This window comes from Pseudomonas sp. TE36184 (genome assembly GCF_054060055.1).
In genome coordinates, this window is sequence record NZ_JBSSCU010000001.1 from 1311839 (window position 1) to 1332332 (window position 20494).

Annotated in this window: 11 protein-coding genes; 5 read left to right on the forward strand and 6 right to left on the reverse strand. The window is 65.3% G+C overall.

From position 1 onward, the window contains the following. Positions 1-121: 121 nt before the first annotated feature. The 6 genes from ACVWZP_RS05830 to ACVWZP_RS05855 form a co-directional block, all read right to left on the reverse strand. A complete protein-coding gene (locus tag ACVWZP_RS05830) occupies positions 122-1816 on the reverse strand; it encodes an ABC transporter ATP-binding protein (protein ID WP_457369534.1) in 1695 nt (564 codons plus the stop codon). Then, on the reverse strand, positions 1813-3540 hold the full coding sequence (locus ACVWZP_RS05835; protein ID WP_457369535.1) for an ABC transporter ATP-binding protein: 1728 nt from the start codon (positions 3538-3540) through the stop codon (positions 1813-1815). Before ACVWZP_RS05835 ends, ACVWZP_RS05830 begins: the two co-directional genes overlap by 4 nt. Further along, entirely contained in the window at positions 3537-4586 is a 1050-nt protein-coding gene (locus tag ACVWZP_RS05840; protein ID WP_457369536.1) for a Gfo/Idh/MocA family oxidoreductase, read from the reverse strand. Before ACVWZP_RS05840 ends, ACVWZP_RS05835 begins: the two co-directional genes overlap by 4 nt. Next, complete coding sequence (locus ACVWZP_RS05845) at positions 4583-9904, reverse strand: amino acid adenylation domain-containing protein (protein WP_457369537.1); 5322 nt, start codon at positions 9902-9904, stop codon at positions 4583-4585. Before ACVWZP_RS05845 ends, ACVWZP_RS05840 begins: the two co-directional genes overlap by 4 nt. Next, positions 9901-14172 carry a non-ribosomal peptide synthetase gene (locus ACVWZP_RS05850; protein WP_457369538.1) on the reverse strand — a complete coding sequence of 1424 codons (4272 nt, stop codon included), beginning with the start codon at positions 14170-14172 and terminating at the stop codon, positions 9901-9903. The genes ACVWZP_RS05845 and ACVWZP_RS05850 overlap by 4 nt, the downstream gene beginning before the upstream one ends. 155 nt (positions 14173-14327) lie before the next feature. Continuing rightward, the gene (locus ACVWZP_RS05855) at positions 14328-15221 is read right to left on the reverse strand and encodes a helix-turn-helix domain-containing protein (RefSeq protein WP_017849084.1); all 894 of its coding nucleotides are present in this window, start codon (positions 15219-15221) and stop codon (positions 14328-14330) included. A 222-nt stretch (positions 15222-15443) separates the two neighbouring features. Here ACVWZP_RS05855 and ACVWZP_RS05860 point away from each other — a divergent pair, with 222 nt between their 5' ends. From ACVWZP_RS05860 to ACVWZP_RS05880, 5 genes are all read left to right on the forward strand, one after another. After that, the gene (locus ACVWZP_RS05860; RefSeq protein WP_457369539.1) at positions 15444-17099 is read left to right on the forward strand and encodes a (2,3-dihydroxybenzoyl)adenylate synthase; all 1656 of its coding nucleotides are present in this window, start codon (positions 15444-15446) and stop codon (positions 17097-17099) included. After that, positions 17096-17866: a thioesterase II family protein gene (locus tag ACVWZP_RS05865; RefSeq protein WP_026140295.1), complete on the forward strand. Its 771-nt coding sequence runs from the start codon at positions 17096-17098 to the stop codon at positions 17864-17866. The genes ACVWZP_RS05860 and ACVWZP_RS05865 overlap by 4 nt, the downstream gene beginning before the upstream one ends. Further along, on the forward strand, positions 17863-18168 hold the full coding sequence (locus tag ACVWZP_RS05870) for an isochorismate lyase (RefSeq protein WP_169881080.1): 306 nt from the start codon (positions 17863-17865) through the stop codon (positions 18166-18168). Before ACVWZP_RS05865 ends, ACVWZP_RS05870 begins: the two co-directional genes overlap by 4 nt. Next, a complete protein-coding gene (locus tag ACVWZP_RS05875; RefSeq protein WP_457369540.1) occupies positions 18165-19562 on the forward strand; it encodes an isochorismate synthase in 1398 nt (465 codons plus the stop codon). The genes ACVWZP_RS05870 and ACVWZP_RS05875 overlap by 4 nt, the downstream gene beginning before the upstream one ends. Before the next feature lie 84 nt (positions 19563-19646). Further along, a complete protein-coding gene (locus tag ACVWZP_RS05880; RefSeq protein ID WP_017849079.1) occupies positions 19647-20375 on the forward strand; it encodes a helix-turn-helix domain-containing protein in 729 nt (242 codons plus the stop codon). The last annotated feature ends 119 nt before the right edge of the window (positions 20376-20494 follow it).

Genomic DNA, 20494 nt, shown 5'->3' on the forward strand with positions numbered 1-20494 from the left:
GTTGGAAACCCCGCCCCGCCTTTGTTGCTCCCCGGTGTGACATTGCCAGCCTCTTTATCGATAATAATTCGCATTAGTATCGTTTAAACGAACGCTGCGACTTTTCGATTAAGGGACTTTTTCAATGGCTGCCCGGCAGGTTTTGCTCGACGAACTGCGCATACCAGCGGTGCGTGGCCAGCAAATGCTCATGACTGCCGCAGCCGCTGACGCTGCCGCCTTCCAGCACCAGGATCTGATCGGCACCGCGCACCAACGTCGGGTTGTGCGACACCAACACCACGGTGCGCCTGCCATGCAGCGCCTGCAGGCTGCGATTGACCCGTGCTTCGCAGCGCGCATCGAGGCTGGCGGTGGGTTCGTCAAGCAACAGGATCGGCGCCGGGGACAGCAGCGCGCGCGCCAGGCCGACCCGTTGCCGCTGGCCGCCCGAGAGTAATGCGCCGCCCGGCCCTACCTCACTGTGCCAACCCTGCGGCAGGCTGCTGAGCACCTCATCCAATGCAGCATCCTTGGCGGCGTGTTGCAGTTGCGCAGGCGTGGCTTGCGGCCGGGCCATGCTGACATTCCACAGCAGGCTGCCGGCAAACAGTCCGCTGTTCTGGAACACTTGCGTGAGGTGGTTGGCCAAGGTGTGTTCGCTTAGCTGGCGAATGTCCACCTGGCCGAGTCGTACTGCGCCGGTCTGCGGGTCCATGCCACGCCCCAGCAAGGCCAGCAGAGTACTTTTACCCGCGCCCGACGGACCGACAATCGCCGTGAACGTTCCCGGCGCGCAATGGATGTCCACATCCTTGAGCAACTGCTCGCCGCCTTCGCCGCAGATATTCAAGCCTTGCCCTTGCAAACTCGCATCCTGAGGCTGCTCTCCGGGGTGCGGGCTGTGCAGCGTCGGCATGGCCAACACCGTGAGCACTTGAGACAACGCCTGCCACGCCATACGTAAAGCCTGGTCCAGGTAAGCCAGTTGCGACAGCGGTTCGATGAAGCGCACCAGCAACACCAACACCGCCACCAACAGCGCGCCGGATAACTGCCCCGCCGCCACCGCCAGCACGCCACCTGCCAACACCAGCGAAAACATCACCTGCACCGCCGCCGCAAAGCCAAGCCCGCTGGGCAACGCGCGGCGGTTGAGACGGTGCGTGGCCTGGTGTTGCTCGTGCAAGGCCTGACGCAACGCCAACTGGCCCTGGCTGGCATCACCGGCGCTGCGGATCAAGGCCTGTTGCTGCGCGAATGTCTGCAACAGCTGCCCGGCGCGACGGTCGACTTGCTGGCGCAGTTGCTCCAGCGCCAGGCTACGTCGCCCGGCCCAACGCAGCAGGGCGAACAACGGCAGATAAGCCAGGGCCAACGCCAGCGCCAAACGCGGTTCAATAAAGATCAGCCCCAGCACCACCATCGTCGGCGTCACCAGCGCCGTTACCAGCGGCGCCAGCAAGTGCGCCGGGATGCCCATGCTGTTGAACACCGGCCCGCGCACCAAGTCTTCCAACTGGCCCTGACGCGCCAATGGCAAGCGCGGCAGCTGTTGCACCAGTTGCGAGACCAGGCCGGCCGCCAACCCGGCTCCCGCCAGATAACCACGGCGCTGGGCAACGTAGCTGACCAAGGCCTGCAGCAACGTCAGCCCCAGCAACAGCAGCACACTTGGCTGCACACTCTGTTGATCGAACCAGGCCAGTATCAGCGGCACCAGCGCCAACCCCGCCAAGCCATCCAGCACGGCGGCCAGTAGCATCCAGCCCAGGGCGCCGCGCAGTACGCGCCGGGCCTGGTCGGGCAAATGACGCAACGGCGAAAGTACACTCATGACACGAACTCCAGTTGATCGGCCGTCGACATTTGCTCGTCCCACAGCTGGCGGTACAGACCGTCCACGGCCAACAACTGTGCATGACATCCGCGCTGCACAATGCGCCCTTCGCAGAGCACCAGGATCTGCTCGGCATGGGCGATGGTTTCCAGGCGATGGGCGATGATCAGCCGCGTGCGCCCGGCCGCGTCGTCACGCAGTGCAGTACGCAAGGCGCGCTCGGTCTGCGGGTCGGTGGCGGAGGTGGGTTCGTCGAGCAACATGATCGGCGCCCGCGACAGCAGCGCCCGCGCAATCGCCAGGCGCTGCAATTCGCCGCCGGACAGCCGCACATCGTCGTCCACCACGCTGGCGTAGCCCTTGGGCAACCCCATGATCCAGTCATCCAGGCAGGCCGCCTTGGCCGCGGCGCGAATCTGTTTTTCACTGGCGTGCGGCTGATACAGGGCGATGTTTTGCGCCAGTGACAGGCGCAATGCCCCCGCCTGCTGAAACACCAGCGCCAGATGCTGCTGCAATTGGCGGCTGGCGATCTGCCGAACATCCACCCCGCCCACGCGCACATGCCCGCTGTCGACGTCCATAAAGCGGGCGATCAAACCGGCCAAGGTGCTTTTCCCCGCGCCGGACGGCCCCACCAGCGCGGTGGTAGTGCCCGGCTCCAGGCGCAGGTTGATCGCCTTCAGTACCGTGACATCACCCTGGGAGAAGCTCACATCGAGCATCTCCACGCTGGCGTCCCGAGGCGATTGCGGCGCGTCGGGTTCGATCAACGACGGTGTACTCAACACCTCCTGTAGGCGCCGGGCACTTGCGCGTGCGTTGTTCAGCGCATCAAAGCCGTGCCCCAGCGCCAATACCGGCGCTGCCATGGCGCGCACCAGCAGCAAAAAGCCGCACACCTGCACGGCGCCCACTTCGCTCACGTCGATAAATAGTGTGCCAAGTACCACCCAGGCCAACAGCCACGGCGCGCTGAGCAGGACCTGGATCAGCGCAGCAAGATGACCGGCGCGGCTCACCCAATGGCTGAAGCGCTGATCAAACTGCTGCACCGCCTCTTGCACACGGCGATGAATGCCCGCGCTGGGAAATTGCCGGACCAGGCCCAGGTTGCCGGCGAACTGGCTGTAGTCGCTGAACAACCGCTGGATTGCGCCATTGCGCTGGGCCACGTCCTCGCGGTAATGCGCCGAGCCCAGGCGCCAATAGCCCAGCACGCCCAATGCCAACGGCAGCAGGCACCAGAGCGCCAGGGCACTGTTGCTCCACAGCAGGTAGGCCAGGGTGGCCATGGGAATCAACAGCAGGTTGACCAGGTCGGTCGGCGCATGGCCCACCAGTTGGTGCAAGGCCCGCACATCCTGCTCGGCGTAACGGGTGACGCCCTCGGGCCCCAGCCGTGCAAACCAGCCCAAGGGCAAGCGTTGCAGATGCTCGGCCAGGCGCACGCGCAGACGGTCACACAGGTCGGCGTCCACCTGATGGGTCAGGTGCAAGGCCAGGGTCTGGCCGCACAACCACAGCGCTGACGCCACCACCGCCACCACCACCCAGTTCAGTGCCGAAGACGCCAGCGGCGGCGCCTGGCGCAAGCTGTCCGCCAGTTGCGCCAAGGCTATCAGCGGCAGCAGCGAGCAGATCCCGGCGACGGCCTGCAACGCGATCGCCGCCCCTAAGCGCGCACGGAAAGGACGCAGCATTTCGCTCAAGTGGCTCATCGGACGTGCTCCAATGCCTGGGCCAGGCCGGCCGCCGGTAACGTCAGCGACGGCTGCAGCGGGAACCCGAGCGCCGCCGTCACCTGTTGCCATAGCCTCACCACTTCCAGGCTGCGCTGTTGCAGACGCGCCAGCCCCACCCCCGTGATCAGCGGTTGCAATGCACTGGCCGCAGCTGTTGGCCAGACGCGGCGGTAAACCTGCGTCCAATCCGCCGCCGCGGCCTCCAACACTTCGGCGCACGGCAGCGGCTCATCGGCCTGCGGCCCAAACAGGTCGAACACCCCGTCGGCATCTTGCACCGGCGCACGCACGGCTGGCAGCCACAGCAACGGTCCGTGGGGCGAGGCCAACAGCAACGTGCCGCTGTCAGTGGCGATGCTGATGCGCTGCAGCCTCTGCATGCGCCCGTCATCATTGGCGGCCAACTCATTGAGCACGCGCAACGACACCGGCACTTGCGCCATGACCAGGCTGATATCCCGCCAGGCCGACAGCGCCGGTGCCACGCAGTCCACCGACCATGGGCCTACCGACTCCAACAGCGCCGCCAGCACATCGAGGGTCGCGTAACTCACCTGCACCGCGCAGTCGGCGTCGATATGGCGAATGCCCTGTTGACGATGCAGCTGTCGCGCCAGCTCGATGAACCGCGCCACGCACGGCAACTGCGGGTAGAAACTGTTGAGCAGGCAGCGCCGATGCAGGCGCGCCGCCGTGCTCAGCAAGTCTTGCAGTTCCTGGGGCAGCAACGGGTGCTCGATCAGCACATCAATGCCCCGCTCCATCAGCGCTTGCGCCAAGGCGGGGCCCTGTTCGCCCCTTGCTGCGCCGCCCACCGCTACGCAAGCCAGTTGTGTGTCGGCGGGTACGTGGGCCAAGGCCTCGAAACACGGCACTTCGAGATAGCGTGCCAGTGCGCGGGAGCGACGACTGCCCTGCCCCAGCACCCCGACCAGTTCCAGGTGCTCAGCCGCAGCCACACCAACGGCGTAGAACTGGCCGAAGCGCGAGCCCACCACCAGGGTTTTCACAGGCATCGTCATGGGCGTTCCTCCAGCAAGTAACGACTCAGCCCGGCGCTCAAGCACTCGAAGTGATTGCCGCGCAGGGTCTGCACAGTCAGCGGCGCCAACGACGCCGCCTGCCACCAGGCCTGCAGAGCGGCCTGGTGATCGGGGATCAACGGGTTGGCGACACTCGGCACAAACAGGCGGATGGCGCCCACATACGGCGCGCCGTCGCTGTAGTGGCTGGCGCGCACGGAATGAGCGAACACCCGATACAACTGCTCATCGGCAATGCCCTTGGCCGCCGCCAGTACGCGGGATTTGAGCGCGGTGGCGTCCAGATCCAGGTGTTTGTCGAGCAACTGTTCAGCCGCCGGCAACCCCAGCGCAGCGGTGTCCAGCCCCAGGGTGCCGGCGAAGCTGTAGAGCATCTGCACTTCATCCTCCACCAGGTACGGAATGCGGTAGCTCGATACGATGTCCACCCGACGCACCTCGGCGCCCAATTGCAGCAGGGCCTTGGCCAGCTCCAGCGTTACCAGCCCGCCGGAGCAGTAGCCCAGCAAGTCGAAGCGGCGCCGACCGCTGTCCCACAGCGCCTGGGCATACCGTTTGCCGAGGGTGGCGTTGATATGCTCCGGCGGCAGGCTCAGGTAATCGCCGCTGTCGTGCACCGCCAATCCCAGCAACGGGCCGCTGCCGGCCAGTTCGGCGATCAACCCGCGATACGGCAGCAGCGTGCCGAGCCCTTCATGCACCAGCACCCGCGCTGTGCCTTCACCCGCGGCCAGTTCCGTCAGCGCATCCACCCGCCCGCGCCCACCCAGCGGCGCACGGCGGGTGTCCAAGCAGGGCACCACTGCGGGGGCTTCACTGCTCGACTCACTGCGCAAGCGCTGGGCCAGGCCTTCCGGGGTCGGCTGGCTGAGAGCCCAGCGCAACAGGCGGTCGAAGGGTTGCGCACGGGCCAATGGCTCTTGCTCGCGCAAGCCGGCGATCAATTGTGCGATCAGCAGCGAGTCACCACCGGCGCCGAAGAAATCCTGATCCGCCGACACCCCACTGCAATCGAGTACTCGCTCCCAATGCGCGATCAAGCGCTGCACCAGCTCATCCGCCACTTCCGTGCGCGCACGGCGTGCCGGTTCGAGCTGGCGCTGCTCGGCTTGGGTGGTCAGCGCGCGGCGGTCAATCTTGCCATTGGCGGTGACCGGCAAGCGGTCGAGTATCCGCACCTGCGCCGGCACCATATAACGCGGCACGCGCTCGGCGATGAAGGCCAGCAACGTCTCCTGGCTCAGTAATGGCCGGTCGGTTTTCACGCGTGCGACCAACAGGTCGTAGCCCAGCAGGTGCAGCACACTGTCGGCCGACGCCAGCGATTCGGCCTGGTCGCCGGCCTCGCTGTTCAGCCACGCCAGCCACTGGTCCGTATGCACGAACAGCTGCCCGGAGGTGGCGCGCACGTCCTGCGGCGTCTCCATCATCAGGCTTTGGCTGATGCTGATTTCGCGGTGTTCGCGGGTCAGTTCCTGGATCACCAGCCAGGCATCGGCTTGCAGCAATTGGCGTAACCCGGCGAGCAGGCGCGGTGTATCCAGGGCGTTGTTCAATGCGCCGGAGCTGAGCAGCAGGTCCAGGGACCCCGCGGCAAGCCCTTGTTCGCAGGCGGGTTTGTTCATGTCGAACGGCATGAAGCGCACCCACGGATACGCGGCAAAGCGTTCGCGCGCAGCGTTAAGGAAATAGCTCGACACGTCGGAAAACACATAGTCGATCTGCACCCCGTCCGCCACCAACGGCGCCAGCGCGGGGATGATCAGCGCACTGGCGGCACCGGTGCCGGCGCCCACTTCCAGGATGCGCCAGCGGCGCTGGCTCTGGCGCGCAACGATCGCGCAAACCGCCTCGGCCATGGCCCGATGCAGCACTTGGGCATGCTGGCCACGGCTGTACATCGCCTCGGCAATATGTGCCGAGCCCTGCGGGAACATCAGGCTTGCCGGGCTCAGGCGCCCGTCCAATTGCTCGGCCAGGCGGGTCGCGCTGGTGCGCAGGTAATCGACCAATTCCAGCGGCCAAAGACCGCTCGGCGCCAGACGGGCGAACTGTGCCCAGGCATCGTGCTGATTCAGGTCAGCCGTGCTGACTTGGCAGCGCCAACCGTCATTGTCCGCACACAGGTAGCCGCTGTCGGTCAACAACGTCAGCCAATGCCGCAACAGGCGATGCTGACCCGCGTCGAGTTGCAAGGCCTGGCACAGCGAGTCGAATGCCACGGACTGCCCCGGGATCAGCAAGCCACTGCCGCCCAACCAGTGCAGCAACGACACATCCGCCGCCCGATCCAGCGCCGCCAGTGCCGCTTCGATGGCGGCGCGCGGGCCGAAATCCGCGTGTTCAAGGGTGTGGCGTGCCTGGCACAGGACTTCGTCCAGCTGCGTGCTCAGGTGAGGTGCAGGCGCATTGGTGTGCAGGGTGACGAAGCTGCACAGCGAACGTTCGTGACGCTCGCCGAGCAACACCGTGGTACTCGCGGCGATCTGCGGATGGGCCAGCCAGCCCGCGTCGATTTCCGCCAGTTCGATGCGGTGACCGCGAATCTTCACCTGGTCATCCTGGCGCCCAAGAAACTCGATCAAGCCTTCCGCGTCCAGGTAACGCCCCTGGTCACCCGTGCGGTACAGGCGACGCCCGCTGGCATGGGTGATAAACCGCTCGGCGCTGCGTTGCGGGTCTTCGGCATAACCCAGGGCCAGGCCGAGTCCGCCGATATGAATCTCACCACGCACGCCCACCGGGCACTGGCGGCCCAGCGCGTCGAGCACTTCCAGGGTCTGGTGCTTGAGGGCCCGGCCGTAGGGGATGCTCGGCAAGGCCGTATCTTCGGCACGAATGGGATGCTCCACCGACCAGATCGCCGCTTCGGTGGCGCCGCCCAGGCTGAACAACTGGCTTTCGGGCCAGCGTTGCCACCAGCGCGTCGGCAGCGTGGTGGGAATCCAGTCGCCGGACCACAGCACACAGCGCGGCCCGGGGATTGCGCCGGGCTCGGTCTCCAGGTAATCCACCAGCATCTGCCCTTGTGCGGGCACCGAGTTCCACAAGGTGATGCGGTGTTCCTGCATCAATTGCGCCCAGTGCGAAGGATCGGCGCCGCGCTCGGGGTCGGGCAGCACCACCTGCGCACCGACCGCCGTGGCGCCGAAGAAGTCATACACCGACAGGTCGAAACTCAACTCTGCCAGGCCCAGCACGCGGTCATCGACGTTCACCGCGTAGCGCTGGTTGATGTCATCGAGGGTGTTGACCACCGCGCCATGGCTGAGCATTACGCCTTTGGGCGTGCCGGTGGAGCCTGAGGTGTAGATGATGTAGGCCAGGTCCGCGGCCTCTACCGCCAGCGGCTCACGGGGTGGCCAATGCGGGTCGGCGGCAAGCGTATCGATGGCAATGCGCGGAAGTTCAAGGGTGTCCGGCCATGCCTGGGCTTGCAGGACAATCACCGCGGCAATCCCCGCGTCGCGCAGGATCGCCTCGCGGCGCAAGGCCGGTTGGCGGATGTCCACCGGCACATAGGCCGCGCCCATCTGGGTAATGCCCAGCACCGCCATCAGTTGCCAGGCGCTCTTGGGCAGCATCACCGCCACCCGCGCGCCCGGCTGCACGCCGAGCGCTTCAAGCGCCTTGCGCACCGCGGCGGCATGCTGGGCGACCTGACGATAGCGGTAACGGCCGTCGCGGTCGCTGATCACGAGGGCATCCGGAGTTCGCCGCGCCTGTTGGGCGAAGCCGTCGGCGATATTGCGCGCTGGGGCGCTGGCGTGGATCGGCGGGTTTGCCTGCTGCGCGGGCAACACGATATCGCCACGCGCTTGCCACAATTGCGGGTTGCAGGCCAAGCGTTGCAGCAAGTCGACGTAGGCTGCGAACATCTGCGCGGCCATGCCTTCGGGCAACACGCCGATGCGGACATCCCAGCCGATCTGCAAACCGCCGTATTGGTCGCTGACCTGGCAGTCGATCCACACTTGCGGGGTTTGGCTGATCATGTAGCTGGGCGGCTGCAACACACGCCCCGCATCGCCGAGCATGCGTTCGACGCTGCCGATGCCACTGGTGAACACCACCGGCATCAGGTCGGCGCCACGCCCTCGCACACGGGCCAGTTCGCGCAGTACCTCAACGCCGGTGAAGCGGCTGTGGTCGAGGTCATCGAACAGCTGCGCGCCGATACGCCGCGCACGCTGGACAAAACTGGCACCCTCGGTGCCGTCCACCGCGAGCAGGCTCAGGGCGGTGAAGTCCCCCACGACCTGGTCCAATTGCGGGTGCAGGTTCGGCCGGTTGAGCACGGTGAGGTTCAGGCAAAAGTCCGGGCTTTGGCTCCAGCGCCCGATCACCTCGACAAACGCGGCCAGCGTCACGCCCGCCGCGCTGAGGCCTTGGGCGCTGGCAAGGGCGCACAGGGCGTTCCATTGTCCGCTGCTCAACACGCCATGGTGGTGGGCGAAACGCGTGGAGCCCAAGCCCGCGTGCTCGCTCAGCGGCAGGTCCGGACGCCCGGGCAGGCTGTCCAGGCGCGCCAGCCACCACGCCTTGTCGGCGTGCCAGGCGGTGCTGCCGCGCGCTTGCTGTTCGTGCTCGAGGTAGTCGCGAAAGGTTGCTTCCAGCGCCGGCCAGTGGCGCGTCGGTTCCAAGTAGCGCTGGGTGAGTTCTACCAGCAGCAGTTGCAGGCTGGCGTAGTCGAACAAGGTGAAATCCACCGAGCAATGCAGGATTGCCTGCTCGCGTCCCACGCTCAGTTCGGGCAGCAGGATCGGCCATTGATCGAGCGCATGGCAGGCATGGTCCAGGCGCTTGCGCACGCTGTTCAGGTGCGCCTCGAACGCCTCGGGCGTGGCGTCGCGGCGGTCATGCACCGGCAGCTGTTGCCATGGCACCTGGGCTTGCACCCGTTGCTGATGGTTATCGACCACCGCGCGCAGCATCGGGTGACGTTGCACCACGGCGTTCCAGGCCTGTTCAAGGTGCCCGGTGTCGACGTTCGCCGGCCACGGGTATTCGACATACAAGTGGCAAGCGTTGCCGCCATAGTCAAAGGCCGGGTTGCGCCCCAGTACATAGGCGCCCTGTACCGCGCTCAAGGCGAAGGGTTGCAGCGCCTGCTCCGGCTGTGCGCGCCATTGTTGGGGCGCGAGATGCACCAGCAGCGCTGGCCGCTGGGCGCGAATACGCTCCGCCAGGGCTGAGTCCAATGCGCCTTGCGGCGCGCGAAAATGCAGCTTGCCGTCAGTCGCCCAGAGTTCGATCTGGCGTTCACGGCAGATGTGCAGCACATCGTCCAGGCTCATAACACGCCCTCCTCGATAGCCACTTCGCCGCTGCGCACCAACAGCGCGGCCATGCCTGCCAATGTCGGCTGCAGGTAGAAATCGCTCATGCGCAGGCTGGCGCCCAGTTGTTCACGCACGCTGGCCAGCAGCCGCGTCGCCAGCAGGCTGTCGCCGCCCAGGCTGAAAAAGCTCGCCTGGGCGCTGCGCACCGGCCGTCCCAGGATGGCCTCCCAGCACGCGGCCAGGGGCTGTAGCTCGGCACTGAGTTCGCCGTCATCGTTGTTTGCCGGTTGCCTGCGTTGCAACGCGGCGCTGAGGCTGGCGTGCAGGCGCGCGCGGTCGATCTTGCCGTTGGCATTCAGTGTCAGGCGCGGTACGGACCACAGATGCTCGGGCCGCATCGCCTGGGGCAAGCGTTGTTGCAGCCATTGGTCGAGGCTTTCAGCGGTCAGGGTTTCATCCGCCGCACGCGCACTCAACAGCAGCATCGCCGGGTTTTGCCACAGGCATTCCAGGTGGCGAAAACCGCTCTGGCCGAGCAGGTGCGCCAGTTCGGCAGCGTCAGGCAATACCGGTGCGCGCTCATCCAGCAGCGCCGCGCTGACCAGCCGCAACGGCGAGTCGCGCAGCAGGTCGGCCAGCAACAGGCGGCCTTGCGGCTTGAGCAGTGCCTGCGCCAGATTCAGCCCATCGCCGGGCTGAGCATAACTGTGCAAGGCCGCGAAGCTGATCACCACGTCGTACTGTGACCAGTGTTCAGCGGGCAGCACGCCCTCCACCAGCAGTTGGCTCGCCACGCGCCGGCGCTTGCCCACGCTGGCCGCCAGCAGGCCGGGGCTGCTCTCGAACAAAGTAAGTTGCACGTCGCGCGAACTCGCATGGTTCAGCCATTGCTCCAGCAACTGCCCGCCGCGCACATCCAGCACCGCGACTTTCAGCGGTGTGCCGCGGTGTTGTTGGAGCGCCTGGCTCAGGGTGTCCAACACCTGGCGGCCCGCCGGCAGGTTCAACGCCATGGCCTGCGGTGCCAGCAACGGATCGAACAACACTTGCGAGGCGCCGTCTTCGGTGCGCAACAGCACCTGCAAGGCACCGACCATGCGGTGCAGATCCGCCTCGCGCCACCCTAAGTGCGCCAACGCGTCGTGCAGGCTGAGCGACTCGACATGCTCGGCCAGCCACTCGCGCCACGTGTCGAGCAGGGCGCTGGGCGGCGGGTCTTGCAGCAGGCGGCGCAACAGCTGCGCAGTGACCTGGTGTTCTGCGGCCAAGGTGTCGTCGAGCATCGAGACGGCCGGCAACGCCTGCGCCGATGCAGATTCAGGGCTGATCACCACGGCCGCGCCGAGGCTGCCGTTCAACACGGCGGCACAGGCGCTTTCAACCCGTGGGTGGGCGGTGAGCGCCGCTTCGATTTCCCCCAGTTCGATACGCTGCCCGCGCAGCTTGACCTGCTGGTCCATGCGCCCGAGAAACTCAAGGGTGCCATCGGCCCAGAAGCGCCCGCGGTCGCCGGTGTGGTACCAACGCCCGTGCTCATCACTGCGAAAGCGCTGTGCGGTCAGCAACGGGTCATTGCGATACCCCCGCGCCAGGCTTGCACCACCGATCAACAGTTGCCCGATCACCTGGTCCGGCACATCGCGCCCGGTGGCGTCCACCACCCGATACGCCTGGCCGGCCAAAGGCTTGCCATAGGGAATCGACGGCCAGTGGTCGGGGACCTCATCAATGCTTTGCAGGTTCGACCAGATACCCGCCTCGGTGGCGCCGCCCAGGCCATACACGCGGCACTGCGCGGTGGCGTGGCGCCGCAGGCGTGCGGCGAGGTCGAGGGCAATCCAGTCGCCCGACAGCAACACCGCCCGCAGGCTTCGGTAATCACAGGCATCGGCGCCGACGCCCAGGGCCATTTCCAGCAATGCCGGGGCCGAATTCCACAGGCTCACGCGGTGTTCGGCGATCAGTTGCGCCCAACGCGCCGCATCGCGGGTTTCTTCAGGTTGCAGCAGCACCAGGCGAGCGCCCTGCCCCAGCACGCCAAACAGATCGTACACCGACAAGTCGAAATCCAGCGCCGACACGGCCAGCAGGCAATCATTCGGTGTGACCTGCAGTTCGGCCTGCACCGCGTCGATCGTGTTGATTGCGGCGCCATGGCAGACTTCAACCCCTTTGGGAATGCCGGTAGAGCCCGAGGTGTAGATCACATACGCGCTGGCGCGCGGCGATAGCGTTTTCGGCGCGGCCAATGGCGCGGACTGCTCAAGCACCGCCGGGTCAAGCCATTGCAGCGCGTTGCCCGGCGGCTGATCGGCAATCACTCGGGTGATGCCCGCAGCCGATTCGATCAGGCTGCGCCGCGCAACCGGCTGTGCGGTGTCCACCGGCACATAGCAACCACCGGCCGCCAGCACGCCGAATACCGCGGCGATCTGGCGAGGCCCACGCGGCAGGCAGACCTCCACCGCCTCGCCCTGACGCATGCCCGCCTCAAGCAAACCCGCCGCTATACGCAGGGCTTGGGTGGCCAGATCGTTATATGTCCAGCGTTGCGCGCCGCAGATCAGGGCGAGTGCGTCGGGTTGTCGGGCACTTTGGCGAAAAAAGTCTTCGAGCAGGCCACGCCCCGGCGCCAACGCCGGCAGGCTGTTCTGCTGGTCGCGGCGCGCCTGTTGCGCCAGCGGCAACAGCACCGGTTGCGGCTGGTTCCAGTCGCTGTCGGCGAGACGCTGCACCAGCTCGACATAGGCGCTGAACATCGCCTGCGGCACGCCTTGCGGGAACAGGTCGGCAACGCTGTCCCAGGCCAGCAGCACGCCGTCCTCAAGCCGATACAGTTGGTGGTCGAGCCACACTTGCGGGGTTTGCGAGAGCATGTCGTGCAGGTCGCCAAACACCTCGCGAAAGCTGGCGGGGACAAAACCCGAATCGCTCAGGTTGCAGGAAAACACCACCGGCGCGGAACGCGGATGACCTTGGCGACGTGCCTCACGCAGCACTTCCAGCGCGGGAAACGCCGCGTGGTCGATGGTGGCGTGCAAATCGCGCTGGTAGCGTCGGGCGCCTTCGGCAAACGGCAACTGCGGTGCGTCTTCACACGCCACCAGCAGCAAGGTGGTGAAGTCGGCGATCACCTGATCGATGGATTGCTGGTCATCGTGACGGTCGAACAACGGCACATTGAGCAGGAAGCTCGACTGTTCACTCCAGCGTGCCAACACCGCGTTGAATGCCGTGGCGAACACACTGGGCAACGTCAGGCCATGGGCCGTCGCCTGGCGTTGCAGGCGTTCGGCTTCTGCGTGACTGAGTACGTAAGCCTGGCGGGTAAACCGTGGCGCACGGATCGATTCCGGGGCACAGGCCAGCGGCAGTGCGGGGCCGTCCGGCAACTGCGCAAGGCGTTGGCACCAATACTCACGATCTCGCGCATACGCCTCTGCGCGACGTTGGCGGCGCCGGCCCAGGTAGTCGGCAAACTGCACGTCCGGCGCGGGCGCAAGCGCGGCCGGCGCCTGATAGGCCTGGCCCAGTTGCGCCATCAACAGGCGCAGGCTTTCCACGTCAACCGCCAGCAGGTCGACACTCAACCACACACGATCACGGCCTTCGGGCAACTGCACCAGGCCGACCAGCAACACCTGCCCCGCGTCCACGGCCAGGCATTCATGCGATCGCCATTCACGCAGCGCGTGCCAGGCGTCTTGCGCAACCGCTTGAGTGTGGTGGCGCCAATCCTGATGGTCGAAAACCGGCAATTGCGTTGCGCCAAGAATGCGTTGGCGGCCGTCGTTGAAACTGGCACGCAACATCGGGTGACGCGCCTGCACGCACTTGACTGCCGCTTCCAGGCGTTGCACATCGATGCCCTGGCAATCGAATTCCAGCCATGCGTGGCAACTGATATTGCCCAGCACTTCGGCGGGCCCGCGCCCCAGCCAGTACGCCTGTTGCACCGCGCTGAGTTCAAAACTGTCGTCGGCTGCGCTCAACGGGGCGACATCAGCCACCTCCACACGTCGCACCGCCTGGCCATGCAGCAGCCCAAGCCAGGCCGCGAGGCTGGGTTCGGCGCTGAGTTGGGCGAAGTCGACCCGCAACCCATGGCTGCGCAGGCGCTCCTGCAAGTACATCAGGCGGATGGAATCCAACCCGCAGCCCAAGAGGTTTTCCTCATCGCCCAGGCTGTCGATTTCTTCCACGGTAGCGCCCAGCAACTGGGCAAGGTGTTCGATCAGCCATCTGCGCAGTGCGGTGGTGTCTGCTGTTGTCAGCTCGCTCATGAAAAGCTTCCTGTGACCCGTCTAGATAAAGTCCCTGGCTCACAAAGATGGAAGCCATTCTCAATTGGAACTCTATCGCAAGCGGTTTTTCAGAAAGCGCTCAGGGCTTTAGATAAACAGGCCTTTTCATTCGATTCAGAGACACCGTGCCGTGATCAACGGATTTCGCTGGGCGATACACCGTAGCGTTTGCGAAAGGCGATGGAAAAATGCGCCGGGCTGAATCCCACGCCATAGGCGACGGTAGACACATTGCTTTCCTCGTCGCTGAGCATGCGGTGGGCTTCGTTGAGACGATGTTCGTGCAGGTAGCCGAACACGCTGGTACCGAACACTTTGCGAAACCCCGCCGTCAGTTTGCGCGGGCTCATGCCCACGTGACTGGCCAGGGCGTTCAGGCTGGGCGGTTCGAGCAGCGAGCGCACCAGACGGTCCCGGGCGGCGTGTACACGCTCCACATCCGACGAGGTGATGCGCAGCTTATGCTCCGGCTGCCCGCGCTCACCAAGCAGGAACTGCGCGCTCAACGCGGTCAATTCCAGCGCCTTGCCACCCAGGTACAACGAGCGGCTCGGGCCCTGCATCGGGCACGTCGCAATTTGCGTGGCCAGTGCCTGCATCGCGCGCGGAGCCGGGCGCACCATCATGTACGGGTCGCCGCCGCCACTGCTGAGGAGCTTGCGCGGGGCCAGGCCGAGATGGCGGTCGAGGGATTCGAGGTCCAGCTGGACGATGGTGTAGCGCAGTGGCGTGGTGGTGCCGTAGATCTGCGACGAGGTGAACTCGCCGTCGTTGACGATGGTGCACAGGCTCGGCCCCTTGATCGACTGCTCGCTGTGCCCGGGGATGCGGCACGACAGCTCGCCACTTTGCACCAGAATCAACTTGAGGCCGCGCTCCAGCGGGTCCTCGACCCAGTTCTCGCTGTCTGACCACAACGTGCCGGTGACCAGGGTCATGTGCGGGTCCAGGTAGACCGTTCCGGGTTGGTTGCCCTTGGGTTCGGCCTGCGTCTCTTGTCGACTGGGGGCGATGATCGTAATAGTCATTGGGTTTTCCCTTGATCCTGAGGCCATTACGCGGGGCCTGACCTGAATGAGGAGGAGGCTTTTAAACCGTAAACCTCCCTGTTTATAGCCGCTGTGTATTTCATCTAATGAAAAAGTCACAGGTCCGAAAGCCTTGGCGTTGAGAAGCGCTCGGCGAAGGACAATGATAATAGATCTCATTTAGACGTTTGTAGCCAATTATTTCTACAAATAGGGGATTCCATGTCATTGCACACCTGCGCACCCGATTCAGACAGCGTTGGCGACGCGCCCGACTGGCCTGCCGCGTTCGCCGAACGCTACCGCCAGGCCGGTTACTGGCAAGACCAGACCTTCGCTCAGGCCCTCGATACGGTCGCCGCGCGCACCCCATCGGCCATCGCGATAACCGACGGCCCCTTGCACCTCAATTACCGCAGCCTGGCAGACCGCTGCCGGCGCCTGGCTGGCGGTTTGCACGCGCTGGGGATCGCAGAGGGCGACAATGTGGTGGTGCACTTGCCCAACGGCGCTGCGTTTATCGAAGTGTGCTTTGCGTTGTTCCGCCTGGGCGCCCGGCCGATCCTCGCCCTGCCCGCCCACCGTCAACATGAGATCGGCGGCTTTTGTGGCTTTGCCCAGGCCTCGGCCTACATCGGCTGCGCTCAATTGGAGGGCTTTGATTGCCGCTCGATGGCGCGCCGACTGGCCGCTGCCAACCCGCTGTTGCGCCACGTGGTGATCGACGGCGATGCGCAGGAGTTCACCGCGTTGAGTGAGCTATACAACAGCGCGCCGCTGGAACGGGACGCCGGTCGCGCCGACGCCGTGGCGTGTTTCCAGCTGTCGGGAGGCACCACCGGCACGCCAAAGTTGATCCCGAGGCGGCACGCCGAATACCTCTATAACGTGCGCGCCAGCAGCGAAGTCTGCGAGCTGGATACGCGTACCGTTTACCTCACCGCGTTGCCCATGGCGCATAACTTCACCCTGTGTTGCCCGGGTGTGATCGGCACCCTGCTGGCCGGTGGGCGCGTGGTGTGTACGCGCCGCTCGGACCCGGAGTCCTGCTTTGCGCTGATCAGCGAGCAGCGGGTCACCGTCACCGCCTTGGTGCCGCCGCTGGCGATGCTCTGGCTGGACGCCCAGGACCAGCGCCAGGCCGACCTGTCCAGCCTGCGCGTGCTGCAAGTGGGCGGTGCGAAATTGCTCAGCAGCGCGGCAGAACGGGTCACGCCGACGCTGGGCTGCACCTTGCAACAAGTGCTGGGCATGGCCGAGGGGTTGTTGTGTTTTACCCGCCTGGATGACCGCCCGGATCTGCTGCTGCATACCCAGGGCCGTCCGCTGAGCGCCGATGACGAAGTACGCATTGTCGATGAACAGGGCCAACCGGTGCCCGAGGGTGAAGTGGGTGAACTGCAAGTGCGCGGCCCCTACACCATTCGCGGCTACTATCGCCTGCCCGAACACAATGCCCGGGCGTTCACCGCCGATGGATTCTATTGCAGCGGTGATCGGGTCAGGCGCACCACCGACGGTTACCTGGTGGTCGAAGGTCGTGACAAGGACCAGATCAACCGCGGCGGTGAAAAAGTCGCTGCCGAAGAAGTGGAAAACCTGCTGATCGGCCATCCCCAGGTACACGACGCCGCACTGGTGGCGATGCCGGATGCGGTGCTCGGCGAATCCACCTGTGCCTTTATCGTCGCCCGTGACCCGGCGCCCTCGGCCTTCGCACTCAAGCATTACCTGCGCGGCCACGGCCTGGCGGCGTTCAAGGTGCCGGACCGTATCGAGTTCGTCGCACACTTCCCGCACACCGGCGTTGGCAAGGTCAGCCGCAAAGACCTGCGCGAGCGCCTGCGCCAGGCCTGGCTGCAGAGTGCCGCTTCGTGAGCCTGCACGACGAACGCTGGGTACGCGCTTATCGACTCACGCCCATGCCACGCTGGCGATGGGTGTGTTTCGCGCATGCCGGGGGCAGTGCAAGTTTCTTCCGCGACTGGGTCCATGCCCTGCCCGCCGACATCGACCTGTTGGCCATCCAATACCCGGGCCGCGAAGACCGTTTCAGCGAGCCGTGCCTGACCGACATGCAGCGCCTCGCCGACGGTGCCGCGCACGCGTTGTCGTGTTACGCCGACCGGCCGCTGGTGTTGTTCGGCCATAGCCTGGGGGCGGTGGTGGCATATGAAGTGGCGACGCGCCTGGAACAACGGGCAATCGCCGTCGACCACCTGTTCGTGTCCGCCCACCCGGCGCCGCAGCGCCAACGCGGCGGGCAGTTGCACCTGGGCCCCGACGCGGCCTTGCTGGACGATGTGCGGCGCCTGGCCGAGCGCCCCAATGCGTTGCTGGAGAACCCGGCCCTGTGCGAACTGTTCCTGCCCGGCTTGCGCAACGATTACCGCATCGTTGAAACCTACACCTGTGCGCAACCGCGGCCACTCAAGAGCCGCATCGGGGTGTTCTACCCCGAGCAAGACCCGGAAATCGAGCTTGATGAAGCCATGGCCTGGCAAGCCGCCAGCCACCAGCCACTGCACCTGCAGCGCTGGCAAGGCGGACATTTTTACCTGGTCGAGCAGCGCCAGGCACTCATCGACGCCATCGTCGCGACGCTGTCGACCCCATCGCCCTCCTTGAAGGAAACCTGTCAATGAAAACCCCCGACGCCTGTGATGGCCTGCAGGACATTCGTCACGCCATCGATTCACTGGACCACCAGATCGTCGACCTCATGCGCCAACGCATGGCTTACGTCAAAGCCGCCGCGCGCTTCAAGCCGACCGAAAGCAGCATCGCCGCGCCCGAACGCGTTGCCCAGATGCTCCCGCAACGCCGCGAGTGGGCCGAGCAGGCCGGGCTGGACCCGCACTTCGTCGAAACCCTGTTTGCCCAGATCATCCATTGGTACATCGGCCAGCAAGTGTTGCACTGGCGCGCGATGAGAACGCTGGCATGAGGGCCTTTGCACAGTTGCACGCCCATGCCGAGGAGATGACCGAGGTGTTCGAGCACGCCCAGCGGCGTGCCGTCGAACAAGGTGAGCCGGTGTTGGCCAGTTACTCGATGAGGATCGCCCCGCTGGACTTGCTGGCGCTGTTTGGCAGCGTCGACCAACCTGGCGCCGAGTGCCTGTTCTGGCGGGCGCCGGAAGACGACAAAAGCCTGTTCGGCTGGGGGGTGGCGGCGGAACTGAGCAGCGCGGGCCCTCAGCGTTTTGCCTCGGTCGATGCGCAATGGCGACACTGGCTGCAAAGCGCGGTGATACACGGCCCGCTGGCGCCTTCGGTGTGCGGCGGCTTTCGATTCGATCATCAGGTCAAGGCCAGCCCCGCCTGGCAGGGTTTTGGCGATGCATCCCTGTGGCTGATGACGCTATTGCTGGTGCGCGACGGTGCAGACTGTTGGCTGGTGTGCCAACAGCGCGTCGCGCCCAGCGATGCAGCGCGTTGCTGTTGCGAGCACGTACTGAATGAGTGGAACACGCTGATGGATCGCTACGTCAGCGGCGCGCCCTCGACGGCTGCACGGCAGCACACCCGCGACCAGAGCCTGCCGCGGGCCTGCTGGGAAAGCAAAGTCGCGCATGCCCTGGACGTGTTGCGCGACACCGCGTTGAACAAGGTGGTGCTGGCGCGGGAAGTGGTCAGCGAATTTTCCCGGCCTATCAGTGCCGGGCGCACCTTGGCTGCCCTGGCGATCAACGACCCCACGGCGTACTTGTTTGCGTTTCGACGCCACCACGCGTGTTTTATCGGCGCCTCCCCGGAGCGCCTGGTCAAACTGCACAACGGTCACCTGCAAACCCTGGCGCTGGCGGGCACAGCCCGGCGCGATCCCTGCCCGGAGCAGGATGCGCAACTGGCGCAAACGCTGCTCGGCTGCCAGAAGAACCAGCATGAGCATGCCGTGGTGGTGCAGATCATTCAGCGTGACCTGGCGCCCTGGGTACGCCCGTTGCACGTTCCCCCGGCGCCGCACATCAAGCGGCTCAGCCGCGTGCAGCACTTGGCGACGCTGATCGAAGGCGCACTGCGCCCGCAGAGCAGTTTGCTGGACATGGTCGCAGTCCTGCACCCGACGCCCGCCGTCGGCGGCCATGAACGCGGCCAGGCGCTGGAGCATATTCGCCAATTCGAGGGCTTTGACCGTGGCTGGTACGCGGCGCCGTTAGGCTGGCTGGATGCCCACGGCAACGGCGAATTCATCGTCGGTTTGCGCAGCGCCTTGCTCAACGGCAACCAAGCCCGTCTATTTGCCGGCTGTGGCATCGTCGAACACTCCGACCCTGCCAGCGAATACGACGAAACCTGCATCAAATTGGCGGGCATGCGCGCCGCGTTGCAGGTATAACCCGCTGCCCGATGCTTGAATCAAGGCCGGCGCAGGCCTACCCTGCACACGGAAAATTCACCCTCTGAGTCAGGAAGACCTTACATGTGGGATGGCAACGTTACCTTTGGTGATTCATGGGCCGGCTACATTGGCCGCGCGGATCAGAACACTGCCCACTCCCATGTTGCCATTCAGCTGTGCATCGGCGTACACCAGCCCGTCACCCTGGAGCTGCCCGGCCAGTCGATCCGCGCGGCCGGCGTGATCATCGGGCCCAATGTCGAGCACCGTGCCGTGCCCGACATTCATCCGGTGGCCTTTGTCTACGTCAACCCGGATACCCCGTTGGGGCGTGCGCTCAACGCGTTGCTGCAAGACAATGGCATCGCCCTGGCCAGTGACGAACTGCTCGAGTGCTTTCGCCACTCCAGCTCCCTGTCTCAGTTTGTGGAAGCGCTGGGGCGCTTGCTGGCGATTACGTCGCCCATCGACCAACGCCTCTACAAGGCCTTGAACATTCTGCGCCTGGACCGCGACGGTCCGGGCTCCGTCAGCCGCGCCGCGAGTGCGGTCGGCCTGTCCAGCCCGCGCTTGCGCTACGTCGCCACGCACCAGATGGGCGTGTCGCTGTCCCAATGGATCATCTGGAACAAACTCGAGCGCGCGTCCAAATCCCTCGCTGACGGTTCCACCTTGTCGGATGCCGCCGCCGACGGCGGCTTTTCCGACCAGGCGCACTTGGCCCGCATCATGCGCCGCATGATTGGCATGACGCCCCGCACCGCTGCCAGGGTTTTGCGAAAGACAAGCGTTTCGTTCAAGACGCATTGATATCAAAAAGCCAATATCGATCGCATCTTATTCGCGAAAACGATAAGCGCTGATTGCCGGCCTCACACAGCACCTCAGCGCTACCGACAGTGAATGCAAGAGTGTTCGCCAGGGGTATC